Source organism: Paenibacillus sp. LT-B23, assembly GCF_059417685.1.
Genome location: NZ_JBSQBM010000004.1, coordinates 257,667 through 277,520 on the forward strand (window position 1 = coordinate 257,667; position 19,854 = coordinate 277,520).

A 19,854-nucleotide genomic window follows, 5' to 3' on the forward strand; every position below is an offset into this window, starting at 1 on the left:
TGTGATGGTGACCGGCGGTCAGGAAGCGATCGGGCACGCCCGAAACATGGTTCAATACTACCGATTGAAGGATTCCATCGCAGAACTGGACGTCGGCCTGATCCGGCATCAACTGCGAATGCTGCGCGATAGGGTCATAAGCGAAAGCGGGTTTTACGCTCCTGAATATGCGGCCTTGGCGCTAAAGCAGGCTGAAGGCGATCCTTACGAAGCCGTATTTTTATTGCGCTCTTACAGCTCTACGTTGATCCGCAATCATGTCTCCGCCACCTTAAATACCGACGAGATGCGGGTGATCCGGCGTATATCCGCCGCCTTCAAAGATATACCGGGCGGACAAATTCTCGGCCCGACCCGCGATTATACGCATCGTCTGCTTGACTTTACGCTGCGGCATGCCACGACGGACGATAACGCCGCCTTTTTGGCGGAGCTGTCTCGCTTTATGCCGGAAGCTGGGGCGTCCGGGCGATTCCCGAAAGTGATCGATCGCTTGCGGCGCGAAGGCATGATTGCCGCACCGGACAAGGTCGAAGAGGAAGAGCCTTTCGATATAACCAGACAAAGCTTGTCTTTTCCAACGGTACGATCTGCGCGTCTTCAAGCGCTATCCCGTGGAGAAACTGGAGCGCTCGTGGCATTGGCCTACAGCAGCACCAGCAGATACGGTAAGAAGCATCCGGTCGTGGGAGAGTTGCGTGTCGGGTATGTACCGCTGCATATTCGCAATCCGTTGGCTGGAGATGAAACGGACGATTGCCTCTACGTGGGCGAACTATTGGTTTCCGAAGTGGAGATGATTCAGTCGTTTGGCAAGGACAACAAGTCGGGAGCGCTTGTTTTGGAATTCGGCTACGGCCTGGTCTTCGGCCATAACGAGCAAAAGGCGATCGCCATGGCGCTGCTGGAGTATAGCTTGGAGAGTGGAGGAGCGGCGCCGGCGGAAGACGAACAATTTGTCCTCAAACATATCGATCCGCTCGATTCCGGCGGCATTATGTCGCATATGAATTTGCCGCACTATGTGTCTTTCCAATCTTATCTCGATATGATGAAACGCATTGGAGAAACGTCGAAGTCGGAGCCGAGGGAGAAGAGTGAGCATGCCAGAAACGGAAAGTAACATCAGGAAGATGACTGAATTCAATTTCGCTTTTCTGAATGAAGGCACCAAGCGGGAAATACGTCGCAAAACATTGAAGGCCGTCGCTATCCCGGGTCACCAGGTCGCATTTGCTTCCCGGGATTTGCCGATTGCCAGAGGCTGGGGGACCGGCGGCCTTCAGCTAACCTTGTCGCTGATCACCCGGCACGATTGTTTGAAGGTGATCGATCAGGGCAGCGATTCAAGCATCAATGCCGTCAGTATCCGTCAACTGATCCAAGACACTTCCGGAATCCGGACGACGGAGGATACGACGGAAGCCACGTTCATTCAGAGCCGGCATCGGATTCCGGAAGAATCGTTACAGGAAGGACAAATCCTCGTTTTACAGGTTCCCTTTCCCGAACCTTTGCGCAAAGTGGAAACGCGGGAAGAAGTGACGCGTCGTCTGCATGCCGACAAACAGTATAGCGACATGTGGTTAAGTTTGTACGAGCATGTGGTGAAATGGGGAAATGTGGCCATCTCCAACGACTACCCGGTTATGGTCGAAGACCGATATCTGATGTCGCCTTCGCCGATCCCCCGCTGGGATACGCTGAAGCTGCATCGCGCGAAGCATTTGACGCTGTTCGGCGCCGGCCGGGAGAAAAAAATATATGCCATTCCTCCGTACACGCGCATCGTCCCGATTTCGTTCGACGATTACCCGTTCGAGGCCGAGAGCATGAATGCGCAATGCTGCCGGCTATGCGGCAGCCGTACCTCTTATTTGGAAGAAACAGTCGACGACCATACGGGAAAGAAACAATATCAGTGTTCGGATACGGCGTTTTGCCGGAAACAAAGAAATGCAACAAAAAAGGAGCAACCCGATGACCATGATGAAGGAGCATGATGGCAACCTGCCGCCTGCGATACAACCGAAGGAGGAAGAATCTCCTCTTCTCGCAGCTGAAAAAATCGGAAAGCGATTCGGTCCCGGATGCGCGGCTTGTCAAACGCCTCCGTCGAACGGCAATGTTTGTCCTCAGTGTGGAACGTCATGGGGCTGTTGCGATATCAGCTTCAAGTTGTATCCGGGCGAAATCCTCGGCATTGTCGGCGAGAGCGGTTCGGGCAAAAGCACCTTGATGCGATGTCTGAATTTTGACGAGAAGCCGACATGCGGAACTTTGTTTTTATCCGCTGATGGGGATGATTGCGATGATCTGCTCTCGGCATCCGCGCAAAAACAACGGTATATTCGCAACCATCTCATGGGCGTGGTGTACCAAAATCCGCATCTGGGGTTAAAAATGTCGATATCGAGCAGCGGAAATATCGCGGAGAAGCTGTTGGCGGCGGATTGTTACCATGTCGGTACGATCCGGGCGCGAGCCGCGGAATTGCTGGAGCGTATGGAAATACCGCCATCGCGGATGGACGAGCCCCCCAAACGATTCAGCGGCGGCATGCAGCAGCGCGTGCAAATCGCCAAGGCGCTTGCGAATCGTCCGCCGATCTTGCTGCTCGATGAAGTGACGACAGGATTGGATCTGTCCGTACAAGCCAAGGTGCTCGATCTCATCCGGGAGATTCAGCACGACATGCGGGTCGCGATGATCGTGGTCTCCCACGATCTGGGCGTGATCCGCATGCTGTCCGACCGGACGCTCGTCCTGCGTCAAGGACGTATCGTCGAACAAGGGCTGACCGATCAAATCTTAGAGGACCCGCAGCATCCGTATACGCAGCTTCTGGTCCATTCCCTACTGTAGAAGGCAGGTGAGCATCATGCTACAAGTACAATCATTGTCCAAAACGTTTCATCTGGCACTAAACGAAACGATGGAGGTATCCCCCTTAAGGAATCTGTCATTTTCCGTTCCAAGCGGACAATTTCTCGGCATTGCCGGACCGAGCGGAATCGGGAAATCGTCCATATTGAAATGCATTTATCGCACCTATTTGCCGACTGCAGGGCACATCTGGTTTCAATCGCTAACGTATGGAGATATCGATCTTGCCAAGGCGGACGAGCGCCAAATCAGCCGGCTGCGAAAGCTGGAAATTCGCTACGTGTCCCAATTTTTGCGCGTCATTCCGCGGGTGGAAGCGATCGATATCGTTGCCGAGCGATTGCTGTTGAACGGATCGGACACCGGCGAAGCGCACAAACAAGCCGGCGAGATGCTGGATATGCTGCGCGTTCCGCGTTCCTTATGGAAAGCATATCCTGCCACATTCAGCGGTGGTGAGCAGCAACGCATCAATTTGGCCCGGGCTTTGGTCGTTCCTTCCCGTTTGTTGATTTTGGACGAACCGACCGCTTCTCTCGACCAGGAATCCAAAATGAACGTGGTGGCGTTATTGCAGGCAATGAAACGGAAGGGAACGACGATGATCGGCGTGTTCCATGATGTCGACATCATGGAACAGCTTGCGGATACGGTCCTGGATTTGGGAACCATGCGTCAAACAAATCGATAAATGAGGAGTATGATCATGACAAACGAACAACAATGGGAACTTGAAAATAGCACTAAACAAAGCGACGAAAGGAACGAGATAAAGTCTATGTGGTCTCCCTTGCCATTCGATCTTAAGCGCCCCGTTGTGATTGCTCACCGTGGCTTGCCCGAAATTGCTCTTGAAAACACCAAGCGCTCGTTCGAGCTCGCGATCGAAACGGGAACCGATACCGTCGAAACAGACGTGCATCTTACGGCTGACGGTCATGTTGTTTGTATCCATGACGACAATCTGCTCCGCGTAGCAGGCAGCAACGAACGTATTTGTGATCTGAAGTTAAGTGAGGCACTCGCATTGTTTCCGGCGCTGCTTGAATACCAGACCTTCCTGTCGATGACGGGAAGTATGCCGGTAATGGTCGATACAAAGGACGCGACGCCGGAGACATTCCAGGTGATTGGAAATGTGACAGAACGCGCTGGATTAATGGATCGGATCATCTTCACGGCTTATACCTATGAGCTCGCACACGCGATCCGCAAAAGATTTCCTGACGTTGCCATTTCGATCCATGCCCCTGAGGGGATTGATCCGTTGGACATGGCTGACGAAGTCAAGGCGAGCTGCATTCGTTTGCTGCCAACCGAGTACCTGCCTGAGCACATCGCGCGCATCCATGATCGTGGATATGCCACGATCGCCGTTGCAGCGCCTTTGGCCAGCACGCGCACCTCGACGAATCCCGATGCGCTTCGCGCCATCGCCGGTCTTGGAATCAGCGCTGTCATCACCGATCGATGTGATTGGGCGGTGGAAACCTTCAAGGAACTCGACAACGCATAAACGAGCTTGCTTTGCGGTTTCACATTCGGATTGCAAGCGGCAGTACTCGTCTCACATTCCAATGGAATGACCCGATTTGCAGAGGAGAAGTAAATGGCACTTATTGATTTGCACTGTCATACGAAGATCTCGGACAACTCGTTTACAACCGAGGAAGTCATCCGGTTGGCCTCGAAGGCGGGCGTGACGCATCTGGCGATCACTAACCACGACACGACGATGGGTTTGCTGGAAGCGATGGTGTTGGGGGAGCGCTATGGCGTAGAGATAATCCCCGGCATCGAGATTTCGGCTTACGATTTCAAGCGCGGCCGGCGGGCGCACTTTCTCGGTTTTAACGTCGAACCGGGCCATCCGGCGATCGAGGAGCTGTGCGCGCCATTGCTGGCGTCCCGGCATGAGGCGTGCAGGGTGATGGTCGAGCGTATCCGGGAAGCAGGGTACAACATCGATTGGGAGCAGGTGCAGTTGTATGCCCAAGGTGGAACGGGCGTGTACAAGCAACACATCATGCACGCCTTGATCGACCGCGGCTACACCGACGCCATCTACAGCCCACTGTACAAGTCGCTGTTTGCGCGCGGCGGAGACGGCAAAGAACCAGGCATCGCCTATGTGCCGCTGACTTATGTGGATGCGTTCGACGCGATCCGCACCATTCTCGCCGCGGGAGGTATTCCGGTGCTTGCGCACCCCGGGCAGATGGACAACTACGACGCGGTACCGGAATGGGTGGAAGCCGGACTGATGGGCATCGAGGTGAAGCATCCGGATCATAGCCCGATGGATGAGGCTAGAGCTCGGGCGCTGGCTCATGAGTATGAGTTGATTATGACGGGCGGATCGGATTTCCACGGCTTCTACGGTGATAAGCAGAGTCCGCTGGGGTCGCAGAGTTTAGGAATTCAAAGCGTTGAGGCGATAAAAGAGAAGAAGCGATTTCGCAATAACATGCTGAGCAACAAAAGCATTGCTTCCCGGGTAACAAGGCAATCATCCAACTGAATGGATTGTGCAGCTGGTTGTCCCACATGGAAACCGGACATTGCCTCTAGGGTGATGTCCGGTTTTATCTGGGCAAATACTGAGGAGAAAATGATGACCGAACCCATACATGTTTTACTCGTATCCGATCACGACACCTGTTTGAACGAATTAACCGCGTTTCTGGGAACGCAACCGGATTTTATCGTACACCCTGCAAACATCGGGAAGGAAGCAGAACGGTTGTTGCTGCAGGAGCCGCTCAGTGTTGGGGTTCTTGGCTTCGAATGGGTTCCGCCTTTCTATGCGGGGTTGGAAATGGCGATGGAGCTGCTGGCGGTCAAGCCGATCCGGCTCATTTTGCTAACTTCGATGGACAAGAGGGAGGCGAAGCGAATCCAGGTGGTTTTTCTTGCTCACATCCAAAGCAAAGTTTTTCGTCTCCGTTTGCCTTTCAAATGTGCAGAATAATAAAGCAGAAGACGGATGGCATAATGTCGGTTCACTTCTCAGGAGGGAATCCAAAACCGAGCCAGAGGCAAGAATACGTTTATCTTCATTGATGAAATCTACCTTCTGTTCCAGCACGAATACAGCGCCAACTTTCTGATCACGCTCTGGAAGTGCGTCCGAAAGTATGGCGCTTTTTGTGACGGGGATTACACCAAACGTGGACGGCTATTCAACTAATGAATAGCCTCCTATCCGATTTATGTCTCACACTATAGTTTATTTTTATATTTCTCGCTGAAACGGATACCGTCCTTTTAAGGACGGCGTTTCTACTTGATCTAAATAATTAACAATTTTTATTCTGGAGTTTACATTGCGATAACCATGTGAACTGGTCGCCCAGATACATTGTAGATACCGGCCGGACCGCTACACAGCGAGGAGGATAAGATGCAAAAAAAGGAACACGAGCAGGAGCATTTGATCATCGCTGATTATTTGATCGAAAAAATTACGACCCAAGAGTTGACCGTAGGCCAGAAGCTGCCCTCTCAGCGTCAACTGATTAAAGTATTTCATTCCAATCGCTACTCGGTCAGACGCGCAATCGATCGTCTGGTCAGTCTGGGTTGGGTGAAGTCCATTCATGGCAAAGGCACCTATGTCAAAGAGAAGCCTACCATGATTTCGTCTACCTTTTCCAGGCACTCCCGGTTTACGGATGCTTTGCTCCGGGCCGGTGAACAGCCAAGTGCCTATCTGCTGGATTGGTATTTCGGCGAACCTACGATGACCGAACAGGAAGCTCTGGCATTGACGGAAGCGGACAAGGTGTATCGTCTGGAAATTTTGCGTTTCGCGGGCACGTCGCCGGTGACGGTGGCCACGTCGACGCTTCCGGCAAAGTTCGTTCCCGATATGCATCGATTTCTGCCAAACTTCCGTTCGCTGTACGGTTTACTGAAGGAACAGTACAACTTTACGCCATTGCGCAAGGTTTCGGTTATCGTGGCCAGGCTGCCCTTGCACCGAGACGCCGAATTGCTGGAAATGCCGGAAAACATCCCGATTCTCTGGATTAAAAGTCTCAATCTACACCCCGACGGCCAACCGGCGGAGATGGTCATTTCGCGTTTAAGAGGCGATCGCCAGCAATGTGTCGTCGAAATGGAAACGCTGGAAGACTCGGCCAGCCTCAGCTTGTTGAGCAAGCCTGGAACGCCGTCGGATCAGCCCCATAAGGAGGAAGACGAAAGATGCTGAAGCATTTGAAAGGAACAGGCATGATAGCGCTGGCGTTCATTCTGCTTTTGCTTTCCGCATGTCAGAGCAAGGAAGAGGGAAGCCCTCAGAACAGGACTGCCGAGAACTCGTCACAGCAGTCTAGCGAAGCAGCAAGCGGGGGAGGCCCGGTCGAGATCAAGTTCTGGTTTACGCACGGCGGCAAGCATACCGACACGGCGGACCAACTCATCGAGAAGTTCAACAGTTCGCAAAACGAAGTGAAAGTAGTTGGCAGCTTTGTCGGGGCCAGTTATTCAGAAGGACTGGCGAAAATTCAGGCCGCGGCCGTCGCCAAAAATTTACCGGATGTTGTGCAGATTGAAAACGTCGATACGGGTTCTCTTGCCCGTGCAGGTCTGCTGCAGGACTTGAGCGATTTGATCACGCCGGACAAGCTGAAGGACTTCGTACCAAGCATGCTGGGCGATTCTTATGTAGACGGCAAGCTGTACTCGCTGCCTTTTAAGATCAGCACGAATATCTTGTTCATGAACGCCACGCTGCTGAAGGAGAACGGCCTTGATCCGTCCGGACCAAAAACATGGGACGAGCTGGCCGCTTACGCTCACAAGCTGGCGATTCCGGGAAAACGGTATGGCATTACAACCAATCTGGACGAATACCGCTTCGAGGCCAGTATCAGCGCGGCGGGTGGCACGATGTTGTCGGACGACGGCAAAAAGGCCGCGTTCGATTCGGCCAGCGGCCTTGAGGCACTGAAATTCTGGACCGACCTGCGGCGGGACGGCGTGATGGATTCTCCGGTGGATACGGGGGAAGCCAACAAGTACGCGAAGACAAAGCAAAGCTTCTTGAGCGGGCAAACGGCGATGATTTTGAACAGTACGTCGGATATTGCGGAAATTACAGACGGCGCCAAGCAAGCGGGCTTCGCTTTGCAAGCCGCGCTGTTTCCCAATAAGGACGCAGGCATATCGTTTTCGTCCAATGCCATGGGAGCCAACATCGCCATGATCGCAGGGCTGTCCGAAGAGAAGAAACAAGCGGCCTGGAAGTTTCTGAATTGGCTGGCGGAACCGGAACAAGCAGTGCTGGTCGCCCAGAACTTGGGATATATTCCTGCTACCAATTCGGCATTAAACAGTCAGGACATGAAGACATTGTTCGAGCAAAACCCGGTGTACCGCATAGCCGCAGAGCAAATGGAAGTGGCGGCGGCCCGCCCGATGGAACCGGCTTATAAAGAAATTGCCACCAATCTTCGCACGGAAATCGAAAGGCTAATGCTCGATCCGAAGACGGATCCCGCGAGCGTTATCGCCCAAGTGGCCCAGAAGGCCAACGAGTTGCTGCAAAAACAATGAGTGAACGAAAACGAATGGTAAGGGAGGAGATCAGGTGGCCGAAATCAGATTCATGCACATTCAAAAACAGTTCGAGAACAAAACGGTCATCCCCGATTTAACCATGACCATCCGCGACGGTTCATTCACCGTACTGCTGGGTCCATCCGGCTGCGGAAAGACGACGACGCTGCGGATGATCGCTGGTCTGGAAACACAGGATCGCGGCGAAGTATGGATCGGCGACACTTGCGTGGATCGTGTTAGTCCCGGCGAGCGGGATGTCGCCATGGTGTTTCAAAACTACGCGTTGTATCCGACTATGACGGTACGGGAAAATATCGAATTCGGTCTGGTGAACCGGAAGGTGCCCAAAAAAGAGCGGACGAAGCTTGTGGAGGAAATGGTAGAGACGGTCGGCTTGCAGGATTATTTGCACAAAAATCCGGGCGTACTGTCCGGCGGCCAGCGCCAGCGTGTGGCGCTGGCTCGGGCGATGATCAAGAAGCCGAAAGTGTTCCTGATGGACGAGCCGCTGTCCAATCTGGATGCCAAGCTGCGGATTCAAATGAGAAATGAACTGGTCGAACTGCATCGGCGCCTCGGCACGACGTTCGTGTACGTCACGCATGATCAGAACGAAGCGATGGCGATGGGGGAAGAGATCGTCGTGATGAATAGCGGACAAATTCAGCAGAAGGGGAGTCCGCTGGACATTTATCATGAACCGGCCAATCGGTTTACGGCGCAGTTCATCGGCTCGCCTCCGATGAATCTGGTGGACAGCAGCCGTTTCTCGAATCTGTTCCCCGCCGAACTGCAAGAACGGCTTGCCGGTGCCGCTCATGTCGGGTTTCGGCCGGAAAAGCTGAAGCTGTGGGACAAACGGGAAACATCGGGGCTCGTCGTAAACGGAGTAATCGTATCCGGTCAGACGCTTGGCGCAGAGACCGTCTATGAGCTGCAGACGGAAATCGGTGCCATGTATTGGCGGGACTTTCTGTCTCCGAATCAGCAGGGACCCGTCGCCGATTTCTTCGTCGCTTATTCCGACCTGCATTTCTTCGATGAGCGTGGTCAGCGGATGCCGAGCCCTGAAGGCCGATTCGTTCCGACGAATCAGCCTTCGAGAAAGGGCTGATCGCATGAAAGGAACGCAGGCACGTCCGTATCTCATGATCGCTTTGGCGATCTTCGTATTTAGTTGTTTTTTCATCTATCCCATCTTCTACCTGATCTACTTGAGTTTTATGCAGTGGGATTTGCTCAGTCCGGACAAGCGGTTCGTCGGCTTGCAAAACTATATCGATCTGGCGACAGACCCGCTGTTCGCTCAGGTGTTGAAGAATACGCTGCTCTACACGTTTTTGACGGTAGCCGCTAATATGATCCTGGCGCTCGGATTGGCTCTATGGATGAACAGGGCGGGATGGGTTGCCGGATTTCTGCAAAGCGCGACCTTCAGTCCCTATATTGTGTCGATGGTCTCTGTGTCCGTGCTTTGGATGTGGATGATGGACCCGCAGTACGGACTGCTGAACGGGCTGCTGAGAGCGGTCGGACTGCCGGGGCTGCAGTGGCTCAGTAGTCCGGATACCTCTTTGCTGTCGCTTGTTCTCGTCTCCGTCTGGAAGCAGGTCGGATTTTACGCCCTGATCTTTTTGGCCGGTATGCAGAGCATTCCGAAAGAGCTTTACGAAGCTGCGGCACTCGACAGGACGCCCTTCCACCGATCGTTCCTGAAAATTACGCTGCCGATGCTTTCGCCGACGCTGTTTTTTCTGGTCGTGATCGGCATGATCAACTCATTTCAGGTGTTTGATACGGTATCGATCATGACGGCAGGCGGTCCTGTCAACTCGACCAACATGCTCGTCTATTACATCTATCAGAACGGATTCCAATTTTTCAAAATCGGCTATGCCTCGGCGGCGGGTGTTGTGCTGATGGTCGTGATCGGAATTTTGACCGTGCTTCATTTCAAATTTTTGGAGCGGCGAGTTCATTATAGGTAGGTGACACGAATGAAAACGATAAGGCGATGGCTTGCCGTAGCGCCCACCGTTATGTCGATTGGTTTAGGCGCTTTATTTCTCGTCCCGTTTCTGTGGATGATCTTAACGGCGCTCAAGCCGGCGTCTGAATTACTGACCTTTCCGCCGGCCTGGCTGCCGCGGCAGATCACCTGGGACAATTTTCGCTTGGCGTGGGAATCGGGACCTTTCCTGCGGTATATCGTTAACAGCATCGTCGTAACGGGGAGTATTCTGGTGCTGCAGTTTCTGACGGTTATTCCCGCGGCGTACGCTTTCGCCAGATACCGGTTCCGAGGTAGCCGGCTGCTGTTCGCACTAACGCTCGTAACGTTGATGATTCCCGTGCAGCTGATCTTTTTGCCAGTCTATTTGCTGCTCAGCTCGTGGAATATGGTCGATACGTTATTCGCGCTTATTCTTCCATTCTCATCCAGCGCGCTCGGCGTATTTATGGTCCGTCAGGCGTTCAAGCAGATTCCGGATGAATTAGTGGAGGCGGCCAGATTGGATCACGCGGGGGAATGGCGCATCATTCGTAAAATTATGATTCCGATGGCGATGCCGACGATTTCTGCATTCGGTTTGCTCAGCTTCATTTCGCATTGGAACGAATATTTCTGGCCGCTTGTCATGACCAGTTCGGACGCGGCGCGTACGCTGCCGATCGGTGTGGATCGCATCCGCTCGACAGAAGGGGCGATTAGCTGGAATGTGGTCATGGCAGGCAATCTCATGTTGATGGCACCGATCCTGATCGTGTTCTGGGCAGCTAGGCAGCGGATCATTCGGGCGTTTGTTTATTTCGGGATCAAATGAATGGAGGGTTAGCAATGCAGCAACAGAACAAGAATGACAAACAACTATGGGAACCGTTCTTCGAAGTGTCAGGATTTATCGACGAACGGTCAAGCACATGGGAAACGACGTTTGATGTGCCGGACCATACAGAGGAACTGCTCGTTCAAATTCACATAGAGGGCAGCAGCCGTCTAGCGTTCCAGTGGAACGATCCGATTCGCAGCAGAGGGCACTTCGTTCCCTGGTACGAAGAGGAGTACGGAAAGGAATTTGAAATCGGCATCGCCAGAGACCTTGCGACCCGGGGATTGATTCAAGGACCGGTCGTTTCCGGGAAGTGGAGGCTGCACGTATGGGCTATTCCGCTGGTTGACCGCACCTCATTTTCCTTGAAGGTGTGCCGGCCGAAGCAGCGGGATTCGGTGGCGCTGATCTGGTATCCCGGCGACCTTCATCTTCATTCCAATCATTCCGACGGTCTGCTCAGTCCGGAAGAGCTGAGACGCACGGCCATCGAGCGCGGTTTGAAGTACATGTGCCTCACGGACCATAACACGTTCAGCGCGTTTGCCGACATCGATTACGACTTTGGCCGGAAGGATCAAGACTTTGTCGTCATCCGGGGAATGGAGCTGACGACGAACCGGGGTCATGCCAACGCGATCGGCTTGTCCTGCTGCATGGATTGGCGCGTCGACGGCAGTAGTCGAACGTTCCAAGATGCAGCGTCGGATGCGAAGAAGCAGGAAGCTTTGTTTTCCGTCAACCATCCGTACTCCGCTTATTCGAACCAGTGCCAGTGGCAGGAATGGGACATCGATTGGTCGCTGGTTGCTGGCTTTGAAGTGTGGAATGGACTGGAGGAAATGTCCGACAACGAACAGGCGCTGCAGCGGTGGGACGAGCTACTGAACCAGGGTGTGAGCATAGCCGGGATCGGCGGCAGCGACTTTCATCGCGAGAAATCGGACACGTATCGTCTGGGTTATCCGACGACCTATATTTTGGCCGCACAGCTGTCAGAAGCGGATTTGCTGAAGGGACTTAAGGAAGGAAGAGTCATCGTCTCCCGGGGAGAGCCGGTAGAGGCAAGTGTTATCTGTGAAGGCCGCGTCTATGTCGTCGGGGACCGCATTCCGTTGAGGGAGTCATCAGGCGTCGAATTGCAAATCACCTCCCAGTTTACGGTTGAACACGAGGTGCACGTCGTTAAGAACGGCAAGGCGGAGGTGACCGGGAACATGAAGGGCAGTGGATCCATCCGCCTCCGCGTGCCGGTGGAGCCGGGGGATTGGCTGCGCATTGAATTTAGGGACGAACGTGGCGGTCTGCTGGCGTTTACGAATCCATTCCGGTTCGAGCAGGCGAAAGCGGGGTGGACGCTATGATAGAACGGGTAAGAAGAACACGTATCCTGATCGAAGGCGATCCGGCGCTGATGGAGCGAATGGCTGCCGATATCGAGGGGAAATATGCAGTGAGCATCGTGAAAGCGCCGGAGAAAAGTCTGGTGATGTGCAAAGCGAGAGATTCGGTGTCCGGCCAGCCGTTTTATTTTACGGAGGTGCTGACGACGGAATGTACGGTCTCGGTGGAAGGCACGATCGGATTCGGCATTCTGATGGGCAACCGCCCCGATCAAGCGTTCCAACTCGCCGTTATCGATGCTGCTGTTAAGCTGCGGCTCGCAGAGACGGCGAATTGGCAGCATCTGCTGCTGACCGAGGAGAACGTGATTCGGCAAAAGCAGTTGCGGGAATGGCAACTGGTCCAACAGACGAAAGTTCAATTTGAAACGATGGAGGAAGCGTATGGCAACGAATAAAACAGCTGTGTTCGATCGTGTACACGACGCGGGGGGGCTGTTCCGCGAGCTGCTGCAGGCATTTGCCCGTCCGGGGGATGTCCGTACGATCGCCGCGCAAGCCGGCAAGGTCGAAGCGTCGGATGCTTCCGTCCGCATGGTACGGGCTTTGGCGTACTCCCTTCTCGACGGCGAGGTTCGATTTAGCGTCCAACTGCCGCAGGCGGACGGTTTGGCGCATGACATTCAAACCTACACATTGGCCAGACAGAGCGAACCGGACCAGGCTGACTATATATTCGCCGACGGACGCACCGACGTCGCGGCGTGGAGCGAGACGATACGAACGGGGTCTTTGGCAGCGCCGGAACGAAGCGGCACGGTTGTTCTGGAGGTGGACGAGCTGACGGAAGAAATTCCGGCGTCCGGCAGAGGTCTTGTCCTTTTGCGGTTATCCGGTCCGGGCATTGAGACGGAGAAGCGGATCGGGGTCGGCGGATTGACGGCATTCTGGCTGCGTACACGCGAACGGTGGAATGCGGAGTATCCGATGGGTGCGGATATCGTGCTGTTCACCCGTTCCGGTCAAATCATCGGTTTACCGCGAACAACCAAGGTGGAAGGGGCGTAATATAATGGCATATGTAGCAGTAACGGGGGGACAGGAAGCGATCGTGCAGGCGGATCGGCTTAGCCGGTATTATCGGCTGAAGGAAGCCGAACCGCTTCTGGCGACGGAAGCGATCCAGACGCAGATGCGCTCGCTTGTCGATCGCATTATGGGCGAGGCGGGGTTATACGAGCCGCGCTTGGCTGCCCTGGCCTTGAAGCAGGCGGAAGGAGATCCCAGCGAAGCGGTATTTCTGCTGCGCGCCTATCGGTCCACCTTGCAGCGCAATCACTACTCCCGCTGTCTGGATATGGACGCGATGCGGCTGGTGCGCAGAATATCGTCTTCCTTTCGCGATTTGCCTGGCGGGCAATTACTTGGTCCTACCCGGGATTATACGCACCGGTTGCTCGATTTTTCGCTTTACGAGGAAGGCGAACGCGAGCGGGAAGCGTTCTTGCGGGAATGTGCGCCGAACCCGGCACTGGATGAGGAGCAGCATGCGACGGTCTCCAAGGCGGTCGAACTGCTGAAGCAGCAGGGCCTGGTGAAGTCGGCTGACCGGGAGGCCGAGGAAGAGCCGTTCGATGTGACCCGGCAGGGGCTGACCTTTCCCGCACCGCGATCGGCCAAATTGCAGACGCTGGCCCGTGGGGAGACCGGGGCGATGAATGCGCTGGCCTATAGCAGCATGCGCGGCTACGGCCAAGTTCATGGTTTGCTGGCCGAACTGCGCGTCGGCTACGTTCCTGTGTTGATAGACGACCCGTATGGCGACGGCGTGGAGGACGAGCCCTATTACATCGGAGAGATGCTCGTGACCGAGACGGATTTGATCAACGAGCTGAAGAAGGATGAACGAACCGGCGAGCCTTATTTGGAGATGGGCTACGGGCTGGTCGTCGGTCAAAACGAATTGAAAGTGATCGCGATGGCTGTGCTGGAACGAAGCCTGGATACGAAAGGGAGCTCGCCGGCGCAGGACGAAGAGTTCGTGCTCACGCATATTGACTGCGTGGAAGCGAGCGGGTATGTCTCTCACTTGAAGCTCCCCCACTATGTTACGTTTCAGTCCTCACTGGATCTTCTGCAGAAAGCGGCGGTTCACAGGAACGATTCCATCAGCGAAGGGGAGGAACCGGAAGATGACTGTCAATAAAGATGCCCATACAACAGCGGCAAGGTTCGATACGCCGGCCTACAATTACGCCTTTCTCGACGAAGGCAGCAAGCGGGAAATCCGCCGCTCGTTGCTCAAGGCCGTCGCCATCCCGGGTTATCAGGTGCCGTTCGGCTCGCGGGAGATGCCGGTCGGCCGGGGATGGGGCACGGGCGGCTTGCAAATTACGCTCTCGCTGATTGGTTCGGGCGATGTGGTCAAAGTGATCGACCAGGGCAACGACGACAGCGTCAACGCTGTCAGCATTCGGAATCTGATCCGCAGTACCAGTGCGGTGGCGACAACGGAGGATACGAGACGGGCGACGATCGTGCAATCGCGTCACCGCATTCCGGAAGAGCGCCTCGCGGGCGAGCAAATTTTGGTGCTGCAGGTTCCGGGGCCCGAGCCGCTGCGCGAGGTGGAACCGAGCGAGCAGGTCACGCAGCGCCAGCATGCGGAGATGGATTACAGCTCCATGTGGCTGACGTTGTATGAAAGTGTAGTGAAGTGGGATTTCATCAATAGGGGCAGCAACTATCCCGTTATCGTGCATGAGCGGTATATGATGGCCCCGACGCCGATCCCGCGCTGGGATAACGGCAAGCTGCACCGGGCTGATCATTTGACGCTGTTCGGAGCCGGCCGGGAAAAGAAGATTTATGCCGTTCCCCCATACACAAGCGTCGTGTCACTGCAGTTCGACGACTACGCCTTCGAGCCGGAAAGCTTCCAAGGCCACGCCTGCCGGCACTGCGGCAGCACGGATTCTTATATGGACATGTCGGTCGACGAAGTGAGCGGAGAAGCCCGTTATCAGTGCTCGGATACCTCTTATTGCCACAAAAGAAGCGAGGAAAGGAAGCTGCGCATTCATGGACAAAACTCTTGAACTTGCATTGGCGGACAAGCTTAATCCTACGGGGACGGAGGTTCCGCTGCTCCGGGTAACGGGCTTAACCAAAACATACGGATCGATTACGGCATGCGACAACTTGAATTTCGAGCTGTATCCGGGAGAAATTCTGGGCGTGGTGGGCGAAAGCGGCTCCGGCAAAAGCACGATGATGCGCTGCCTCTATTTCAACGAATCTGCCTCCGCCGGCGCCATGTACATTTCATCATATCAGGACGGACAAACGAATCTGTTCGATGTGTCCTCCCAGCAAAAAAGGTACATTCGCAACCGCGTCATGGGACTCGTTTATCAAAATCCGCATTTGGGTTTGCGGATGTCGTTCTCGAGCAGCGGCAACATTGCGGAAAAGCTGCTCGATGCCGGACAATTCCATGTTGGGAGCATCCGCAAGCGGGCGGCGGAGCTGCTGGATCGCGTCGAGATACCGTTAAGCCGGATGGACGAGGCCCCTGCGTTGTTCAGCGGAGGGATGCAGCAGCGGGTGCAAATCTCAAAGGCGCTGGCGAACAATCCGCCGCTGCTGCTGCTGGACGAGGTTACGACAGGGCTCGATCTGTCCGTACAAGCGCGGGTTCTCGATCTGATTCGAAGTCTGAAAAGCGAACTGAACGTCGCAATGGTCGTCGTCTCGCACGATCTCGGCGTTATCCGCATGCTGGCCGACCGAACCATGGTGCTCCGCTCGGGCAAGATTGTGGAGTCCGGGCTAACCGATCAAATATTGGAGGACCCGCAGCATCCGTATACGCAACTGCTGGTTCATTCGCTGTTATAAACGAAAGGAGAACTGCCGGTGATAGTCGATGTACAAAAAATGTCTAAGACGTTTGAACTGCATATTTCTCAAGGGGTGCGCGTATTCCCGATCAAGGACCTTTCCTTTCAAATCGACGAAGGCCGCTTTCTCGGCATTGCGGGTCCAAGCGGCGCGGGCAAATCGACGATTTTGAAGTGCATATACAGAACGTATTTACCCTCAGCGGGGCATATCTGGTATGACTCCCGCGCTTTCGGCCGCATCGATCTCGCCACGGCAACGGAGAGGCAAATCGTGCGGCTCAGGCAAACGGAAATCAGCTACGTGTCGCAATTTCTGAGAGTGATTCCGCGCGTTTCGACGCTCGACATCGTCATGGAGCGTTTGCTCTCAAATGGAATGCCTGCTGAGCAAGCCGAGGAGGAAGCCAAGCAAATGCTTGAACGACTGCGCATTCCGAGCAACTTATGGAAGGCGTATCCGGCCACGTTCAGCGGCGGCGAGCAGCAGCGGGTTAATCTGGCCAGAGCGTTCGTCATGCCGCCGCGGCTGCTGATTCTGGATGAGCCGACGGCTTCGCTGGACGGGGAAGCGACTGCTGTTGTCCTGGAAATGATGGAAGAATTGAAGCGGCAAGGCGTCACGATGATCGGCATTTTCCACGATCGGGAAGTGATGCGGACCATTTCGGATCGGGTGCTGGATTTGACCGCAACGGAAGGGCAGGCGGCTTTGGTATGCAAATAGAATGCGGGGCCGCGAGTGGCCGTTGGAAAATCGTGAATGGCCGCATCGTTACGCCTAACGGTATCTTGGACGGTGAGGTGACCATCGAAGACGGTGTCATCGTTCGCGTCGGCAGCGGACAGGACGGGAGCGGAACGCCTTGCCGGACAGTTGATGCCGCAGGCATGTGGGTGCTCCCCGGTCTGATCGATTCACACAGCGACGCGATCGAGAAGGAACTGTACCCACGGAAGGCGTCCGCTCTGCCGCTGGACATTGCCTTTTACGAACTGGAACGGAAGCTGGCCGCTCAAGGTATTACCACCATGTATCACTCCTTCAGCATGTGGGGAGAGGATGCCGGAGAAGAGGCACGTAAGAACGACAACGTCATACGGTTCATACGTACGTTCCGGCAGTTGCAGCGGGAGCGCTGTATGATTCGCCACAAGTTTCACATGCGCCTGGAGATGGTCAATCTAGGTGCGATACCCGTGATTGAGGAGCTGCTGAGCCAAGGGGAGATCGACCTGCTGTCCTTTATGGACCATACCCCCGGCCAAGGGCAATTCCGCAATGAGGACATCCAGCTTCAATACATTATGAGTTCGGAACAAAAGTCGGAGGCAGAAGCGCGCGAAGCGCTGGACATTCGTAGGCGGCAGCGGAAGGCAAGCGATGACGTGTTGACCGGGCTGGCGCACCGGGCGAACAGCCGCGGCGTCCGCCTGGCTTCCCACGATGACGAGAGCCTTGACAAGTTGGATCGGGCTGTAGGATGGGGCGCTGCAATCAGCGAATTTCCCATTGATTTGCAGGTGGCGCTGGAAGCAAGACGGCGTGGCATCTATGTAACCATGGGCGCGCCGAATGTGCTGCTCGGCCGTTCGCATAGCGGAAACCTGTCCGCGCTTGAGGCGGTCCGGGAGGGAGCGGTAGATATTTTATGCTCCGACTACTATCCGCCGTCCTTGATTCAAGCGGTGTTCGCGCTGTTTCATGCCGGATACGAGTTGTCCTATAGCGTAAATATGGCGTCACTGCATCCGGCGCGTGCACTGGGTCTGGATGGAAAGATCGGTTCGATCGAAGAGGGCAAGGTCGCCGACCTTTTGCTCGTACGGGAATATGGGAATAGGCCTTTTATCCATACCACAATCGTAGATGGAAGTGTTGTCTGTAACATGAACGAAAGGCCGATGATAGTCGGCTGATTCAGATTATATCCAAATAGGAGGAGGTGAACATCTATGGACGTTGTAGATTTGCACTGTCATACCAAAATCTCGGATAACTCCTTCACAACCGAGGAAGTCATTCGGCTCGCTAGGGAAGCGGGCGTGACGCATCTGGCGATCACGAACCACGACACGACGATGGGTTTGCGAGAAGCGATTGCACTGGGCGAGCAGCACGGAGTTGAGGTTATTCCCGGCATCGAAATATCGGCTTACGATTACAAACGCGGGAGACGCGCACATTTTCTTGGCTTCTATGTAGAGCCGGATCATCCGGCGATCGAGGAGCTGTGCGCGCCGCTGAGGGCGGCCCGGCATGAGGCGTGTCGGGAGATGGTGGAACGCATTCGCGAAGCGGGGTACGACATCGATTGGGAGCAGGTGCAGTCGTATGCAGAAGGTGGGACGGGTGTGTACAAGCAGCACATTATGCATGCCCTGATCGACCGTGGCTACACCGACGCGATCTACAGCCCGCTGTACAAGACACTGTTTGCACGTGGTGGCGACGGTAAGGAGACTGGTATCGCTTATGTGCCGCTAACCTATGTGGATGCGTTCGATGCGATTCGCACGATCCTTGCCGCCGGTGGCATCCCGGTGCTGGCGCATCCGGGGCAGATGGACAACTACGACGCGGTGCCGGAATGGGCGGAGGCCGGACTAATGGGCATCGAGGTTAAACATCCGGATCACAGCGCGATGGATGAAGCGAGAGCCCGGAGTCTGGCGCATGAGTACGAGCTGATCATGACGGGCGGGTCGGACTTCCATGGTTTTTATGGGGACAAGCCGAGTCTGCTTGGTTCACAAAGTCTCGGCTTCGACAGCGTAAAGGCACTACAAGAGAAAAAGGGCTTTTGCAAATAAGGGACTTATTCGTGGGGTATTTTGGAGACCACTTCGAAATCTGCGGATGTTAACCAGAGATCGTTAAACGTCGCTTCATTTGACTTGCTGACGGACACTACCAACAAGGTAGTGTCCGTTGTTATTTTTCAACATCCTATTAACTAAGTTAATGCATTCTATACTTAATTCTTATAAGTTTTCATAAATTAGTAACTCAACTTTCGCCGCTCAAATTTTTAAACAAACCCTTGATATAGCTGGGTAAACTAGAGATTCTATCCTGTAGTTGAAAATACAGACATTTTGTTCTTCTTTGTTTTTGCTTCGGACATTCCGAGGAATAAGAGAAAAAAGAGCCCCCCGAACGTCCGATCATCATTCGCTTGACGACGTTCGTATTCCATCGCTAAATATCGTCTGAACACAATGGTCGTATGGCTAATGAGTTGATCACAGCGCATCTACGACATACGCTGGAGTATGGAGACCTTGTACTAGTGCTATACGTTATACAAGCTTATGTTTGTT

Annotated in this window: 21 protein-coding genes and 1 pseudogene; 21 read left to right on the forward strand and 1 reads right to left on the reverse strand. The window is 54.4% G+C overall.

Going from position 1 to position 19,854, the window contains the following annotated elements:
• The first annotated feature begins 4 nt into the window (after positions 1 to 4).
• The 21 genes from ACWXW9_RS08040 to ACWXW9_RS08140 all read left to right on the forward strand — a co-directional run bounded on the left by ACWXW9_RS08040 (position 5) and on the right by ACWXW9_RS08140 (position 19,344).
• Positions 5 to 1,123, forward strand: coding sequence for a carbon-phosphorus lyase complex subunit PhnI (locus ACWXW9_RS08040; RefSeq protein WP_494928991.1), 1,119 nt, complete (start codon positions 5 to 7; stop codon positions 1,121 to 1,123).
• A gap of 10 nt (positions 1,124 to 1,133) precedes the next feature.
• On the forward strand, positions 1,134 to 2,003 hold the full coding sequence (locus tag ACWXW9_RS08045) for an alpha-D-ribose 1-methylphosphonate 5-phosphate C-P-lyase PhnJ (RefSeq protein WP_494928965.1): 870 nt from the start codon (positions 1,134 to 1,136) through the stop codon (positions 2,001 to 2,003).
• Positions 1,987 to 2,865 (forward strand): ATP-binding cassette domain-containing protein, encoded by an 879-nt coding sequence (locus ACWXW9_RS08050; RefSeq protein ID WP_494928992.1) that lies wholly within the window; start codon positions 1,987 to 1,989, stop codon positions 2,863 to 2,865. Before ACWXW9_RS08045 ends, ACWXW9_RS08050 begins: the two co-directional genes overlap by 17 nt.
• Positions 2,866 to 2,881: 16 nt before the next feature.
• Positions 2,882 to 3,577 (forward strand): phosphonate C-P lyase system protein PhnL, encoded by a 696-nt coding sequence (locus tag ACWXW9_RS08055; RefSeq protein WP_494928966.1) that lies wholly within the window; start codon positions 2,882 to 2,884, stop codon positions 3,575 to 3,577.
• A 15-nt stretch (positions 3,578 to 3,592) separates the two neighbouring features.
• Positions 3,593 to 4,402 carry a glycerophosphodiester phosphodiesterase gene (locus ACWXW9_RS08060; protein ID WP_494928967.1) on the forward strand — a complete coding sequence of 270 codons (810 nt, stop codon included), beginning with the start codon at positions 3,593 to 3,595 and terminating at the stop codon, positions 4,400 to 4,402.
• 93 nt (positions 4,403 to 4,495) lie between these two features.
• Positions 4,496 to 5,407 (forward strand): PHP domain-containing protein, encoded by a 912-nt coding sequence (locus ACWXW9_RS08065; RefSeq protein ID WP_494928968.1) that lies wholly within the window; start codon positions 4,496 to 4,498, stop codon positions 5,405 to 5,407.
• A 90-nt stretch (positions 5,408 to 5,497) separates the two neighbouring features.
• Positions 5,498 to 5,857 carry a helix-turn-helix domain-containing protein gene (locus ACWXW9_RS08070; RefSeq protein ID WP_494928969.1) on the forward strand — a complete coding sequence of 120 codons (360 nt, stop codon included), beginning with the start codon at positions 5,498 to 5,500 and terminating at the stop codon, positions 5,855 to 5,857.
• A 432-nt stretch (positions 5,858 to 6,289) separates the two neighbouring features.
• The gene (locus tag ACWXW9_RS08075; protein WP_494928970.1) at positions 6,290 to 7,102 is read left to right on the forward strand and encodes a GntR family transcriptional regulator; all 813 of its coding nucleotides are present in this window, start codon (positions 6,290 to 6,292) and stop codon (positions 7,100 to 7,102) included.
• Positions 7,096 to 8,448: an ABC transporter substrate-binding protein gene (locus tag ACWXW9_RS08080; protein ID WP_494928971.1), complete on the forward strand. Its 1,353-nt coding sequence runs from the start codon at positions 7,096 to 7,098 to the stop codon at positions 8,446 to 8,448. The genes ACWXW9_RS08075 and ACWXW9_RS08080 overlap by 7 nt, the downstream gene beginning before the upstream one ends.
• Before the next feature lie 34 nt (positions 8,449 to 8,482).
• Complete coding sequence (locus tag ACWXW9_RS08085; RefSeq protein WP_494928972.1) at positions 8,483 to 9,568, forward strand: ABC transporter ATP-binding protein; 1,086 nt, start codon at positions 8,483 to 8,485, stop codon at positions 9,566 to 9,568.
• A gap of 109 nt (positions 9,569 to 9,677) precedes the next feature.
• Positions 9,678 to 10,442: a carbohydrate ABC transporter permease gene (locus ACWXW9_RS08090; RefSeq protein WP_494928993.1), complete on the forward strand. Its 765-nt coding sequence runs from the start codon at positions 9,678 to 9,680 to the stop codon at positions 10,440 to 10,442.
• A gap of 9 nt (positions 10,443 to 10,451) precedes the next feature.
• Complete coding sequence (locus ACWXW9_RS08095) at positions 10,452 to 11,279, forward strand: carbohydrate ABC transporter permease (RefSeq protein ID WP_494928973.1); 828 nt, start codon at positions 10,452 to 10,454, stop codon at positions 11,277 to 11,279.
• Between the two features lie 14 nt (positions 11,280 to 11,293).
• Positions 11,294 to 12,649, forward strand: coding sequence for a CehA/McbA family metallohydrolase (locus ACWXW9_RS08100; protein WP_494928974.1), 1,356 nt, complete (start codon positions 11,294 to 11,296; stop codon positions 12,647 to 12,649).
• The gene (gene phnG / locus ACWXW9_RS08105) at positions 12,646 to 13,086 is read left to right on the forward strand and encodes a phosphonate C-P lyase system protein PhnG (protein ID WP_494928975.1); all 441 of its coding nucleotides are present in this window, start codon (positions 12,646 to 12,648) and stop codon (positions 13,084 to 13,086) included. The genes ACWXW9_RS08100 and phnG overlap by 4 nt, the downstream gene beginning before the upstream one ends.
• Positions 13,052 to 13,696, forward strand: a complete 645-nt coding sequence (gene phnH, locus ACWXW9_RS08110) for a phosphonate C-P lyase system protein PhnH (RefSeq protein ID WP_494928976.1) — start codon at positions 13,052 to 13,054, stop codon at positions 13,694 to 13,696. The genes phnG and phnH overlap by 35 nt, the downstream gene beginning before the upstream one ends.
• A 4-nt stretch (positions 13,697 to 13,700) precedes the next feature.
• Positions 13,701 to 14,834 carry a carbon-phosphorus lyase complex subunit PhnI gene (locus ACWXW9_RS08115; protein WP_494928977.1) on the forward strand — a complete coding sequence of 378 codons (1,134 nt, stop codon included), beginning with the start codon at positions 13,701 to 13,703 and terminating at the stop codon, positions 14,832 to 14,834.
• On the forward strand, positions 14,821 to 15,726 hold the full coding sequence (locus ACWXW9_RS08120) for an alpha-D-ribose 1-methylphosphonate 5-phosphate C-P-lyase PhnJ (protein WP_494928978.1): 906 nt from the start codon (positions 14,821 to 14,823) through the stop codon (positions 15,724 to 15,726). Before ACWXW9_RS08115 ends, ACWXW9_RS08120 begins: the two co-directional genes overlap by 14 nt.
• Positions 15,710 to 16,528 carry an ATP-binding cassette domain-containing protein gene (locus tag ACWXW9_RS08125; RefSeq protein WP_494928979.1) on the forward strand — a complete coding sequence of 273 codons (819 nt, stop codon included), beginning with the start codon at positions 15,710 to 15,712 and terminating at the stop codon, positions 16,526 to 16,528. The genes ACWXW9_RS08120 and ACWXW9_RS08125 overlap by 17 nt, the downstream gene beginning before the upstream one ends.
• 39 nt (positions 16,529 to 16,567) lie before the next feature.
• Positions 16,568 to 17,257, forward strand: a complete 690-nt coding sequence (phnL, locus tag ACWXW9_RS08130) for a phosphonate C-P lyase system protein PhnL (RefSeq protein WP_494928994.1) — start codon at positions 16,568 to 16,570, stop codon at positions 17,255 to 17,257.
• Positions 17,248 to 18,450: an alpha-D-ribose 1-methylphosphonate 5-triphosphate diphosphatase gene (locus ACWXW9_RS08135; RefSeq protein ID WP_494928980.1), complete on the forward strand. Its 1,203-nt coding sequence runs from the start codon at positions 17,248 to 17,250 to the stop codon at positions 18,448 to 18,450. The genes phnL and ACWXW9_RS08135 overlap by 10 nt, the downstream gene beginning before the upstream one ends.
• A gap of 36 nt (positions 18,451 to 18,486) precedes the next feature.
• Positions 18,487 to 19,344, forward strand: coding sequence for a PHP domain-containing protein (locus ACWXW9_RS08140; protein WP_494928981.1), 858 nt, complete (start codon positions 18,487 to 18,489; stop codon positions 19,342 to 19,344).
• Between the two features lie 196 nt (positions 19,345 to 19,540).
• Here the strand turns inward: ACWXW9_RS08140 and ACWXW9_RS08145 are convergent.
• Positions 19,541 to 19,778: pseudogene (locus ACWXW9_RS08145) on the reverse strand (IS4 family transposase); the annotation flags it as partial.
• Between the last annotated feature and the right edge of the window lie 76 nt (positions 19,779 to 19,854).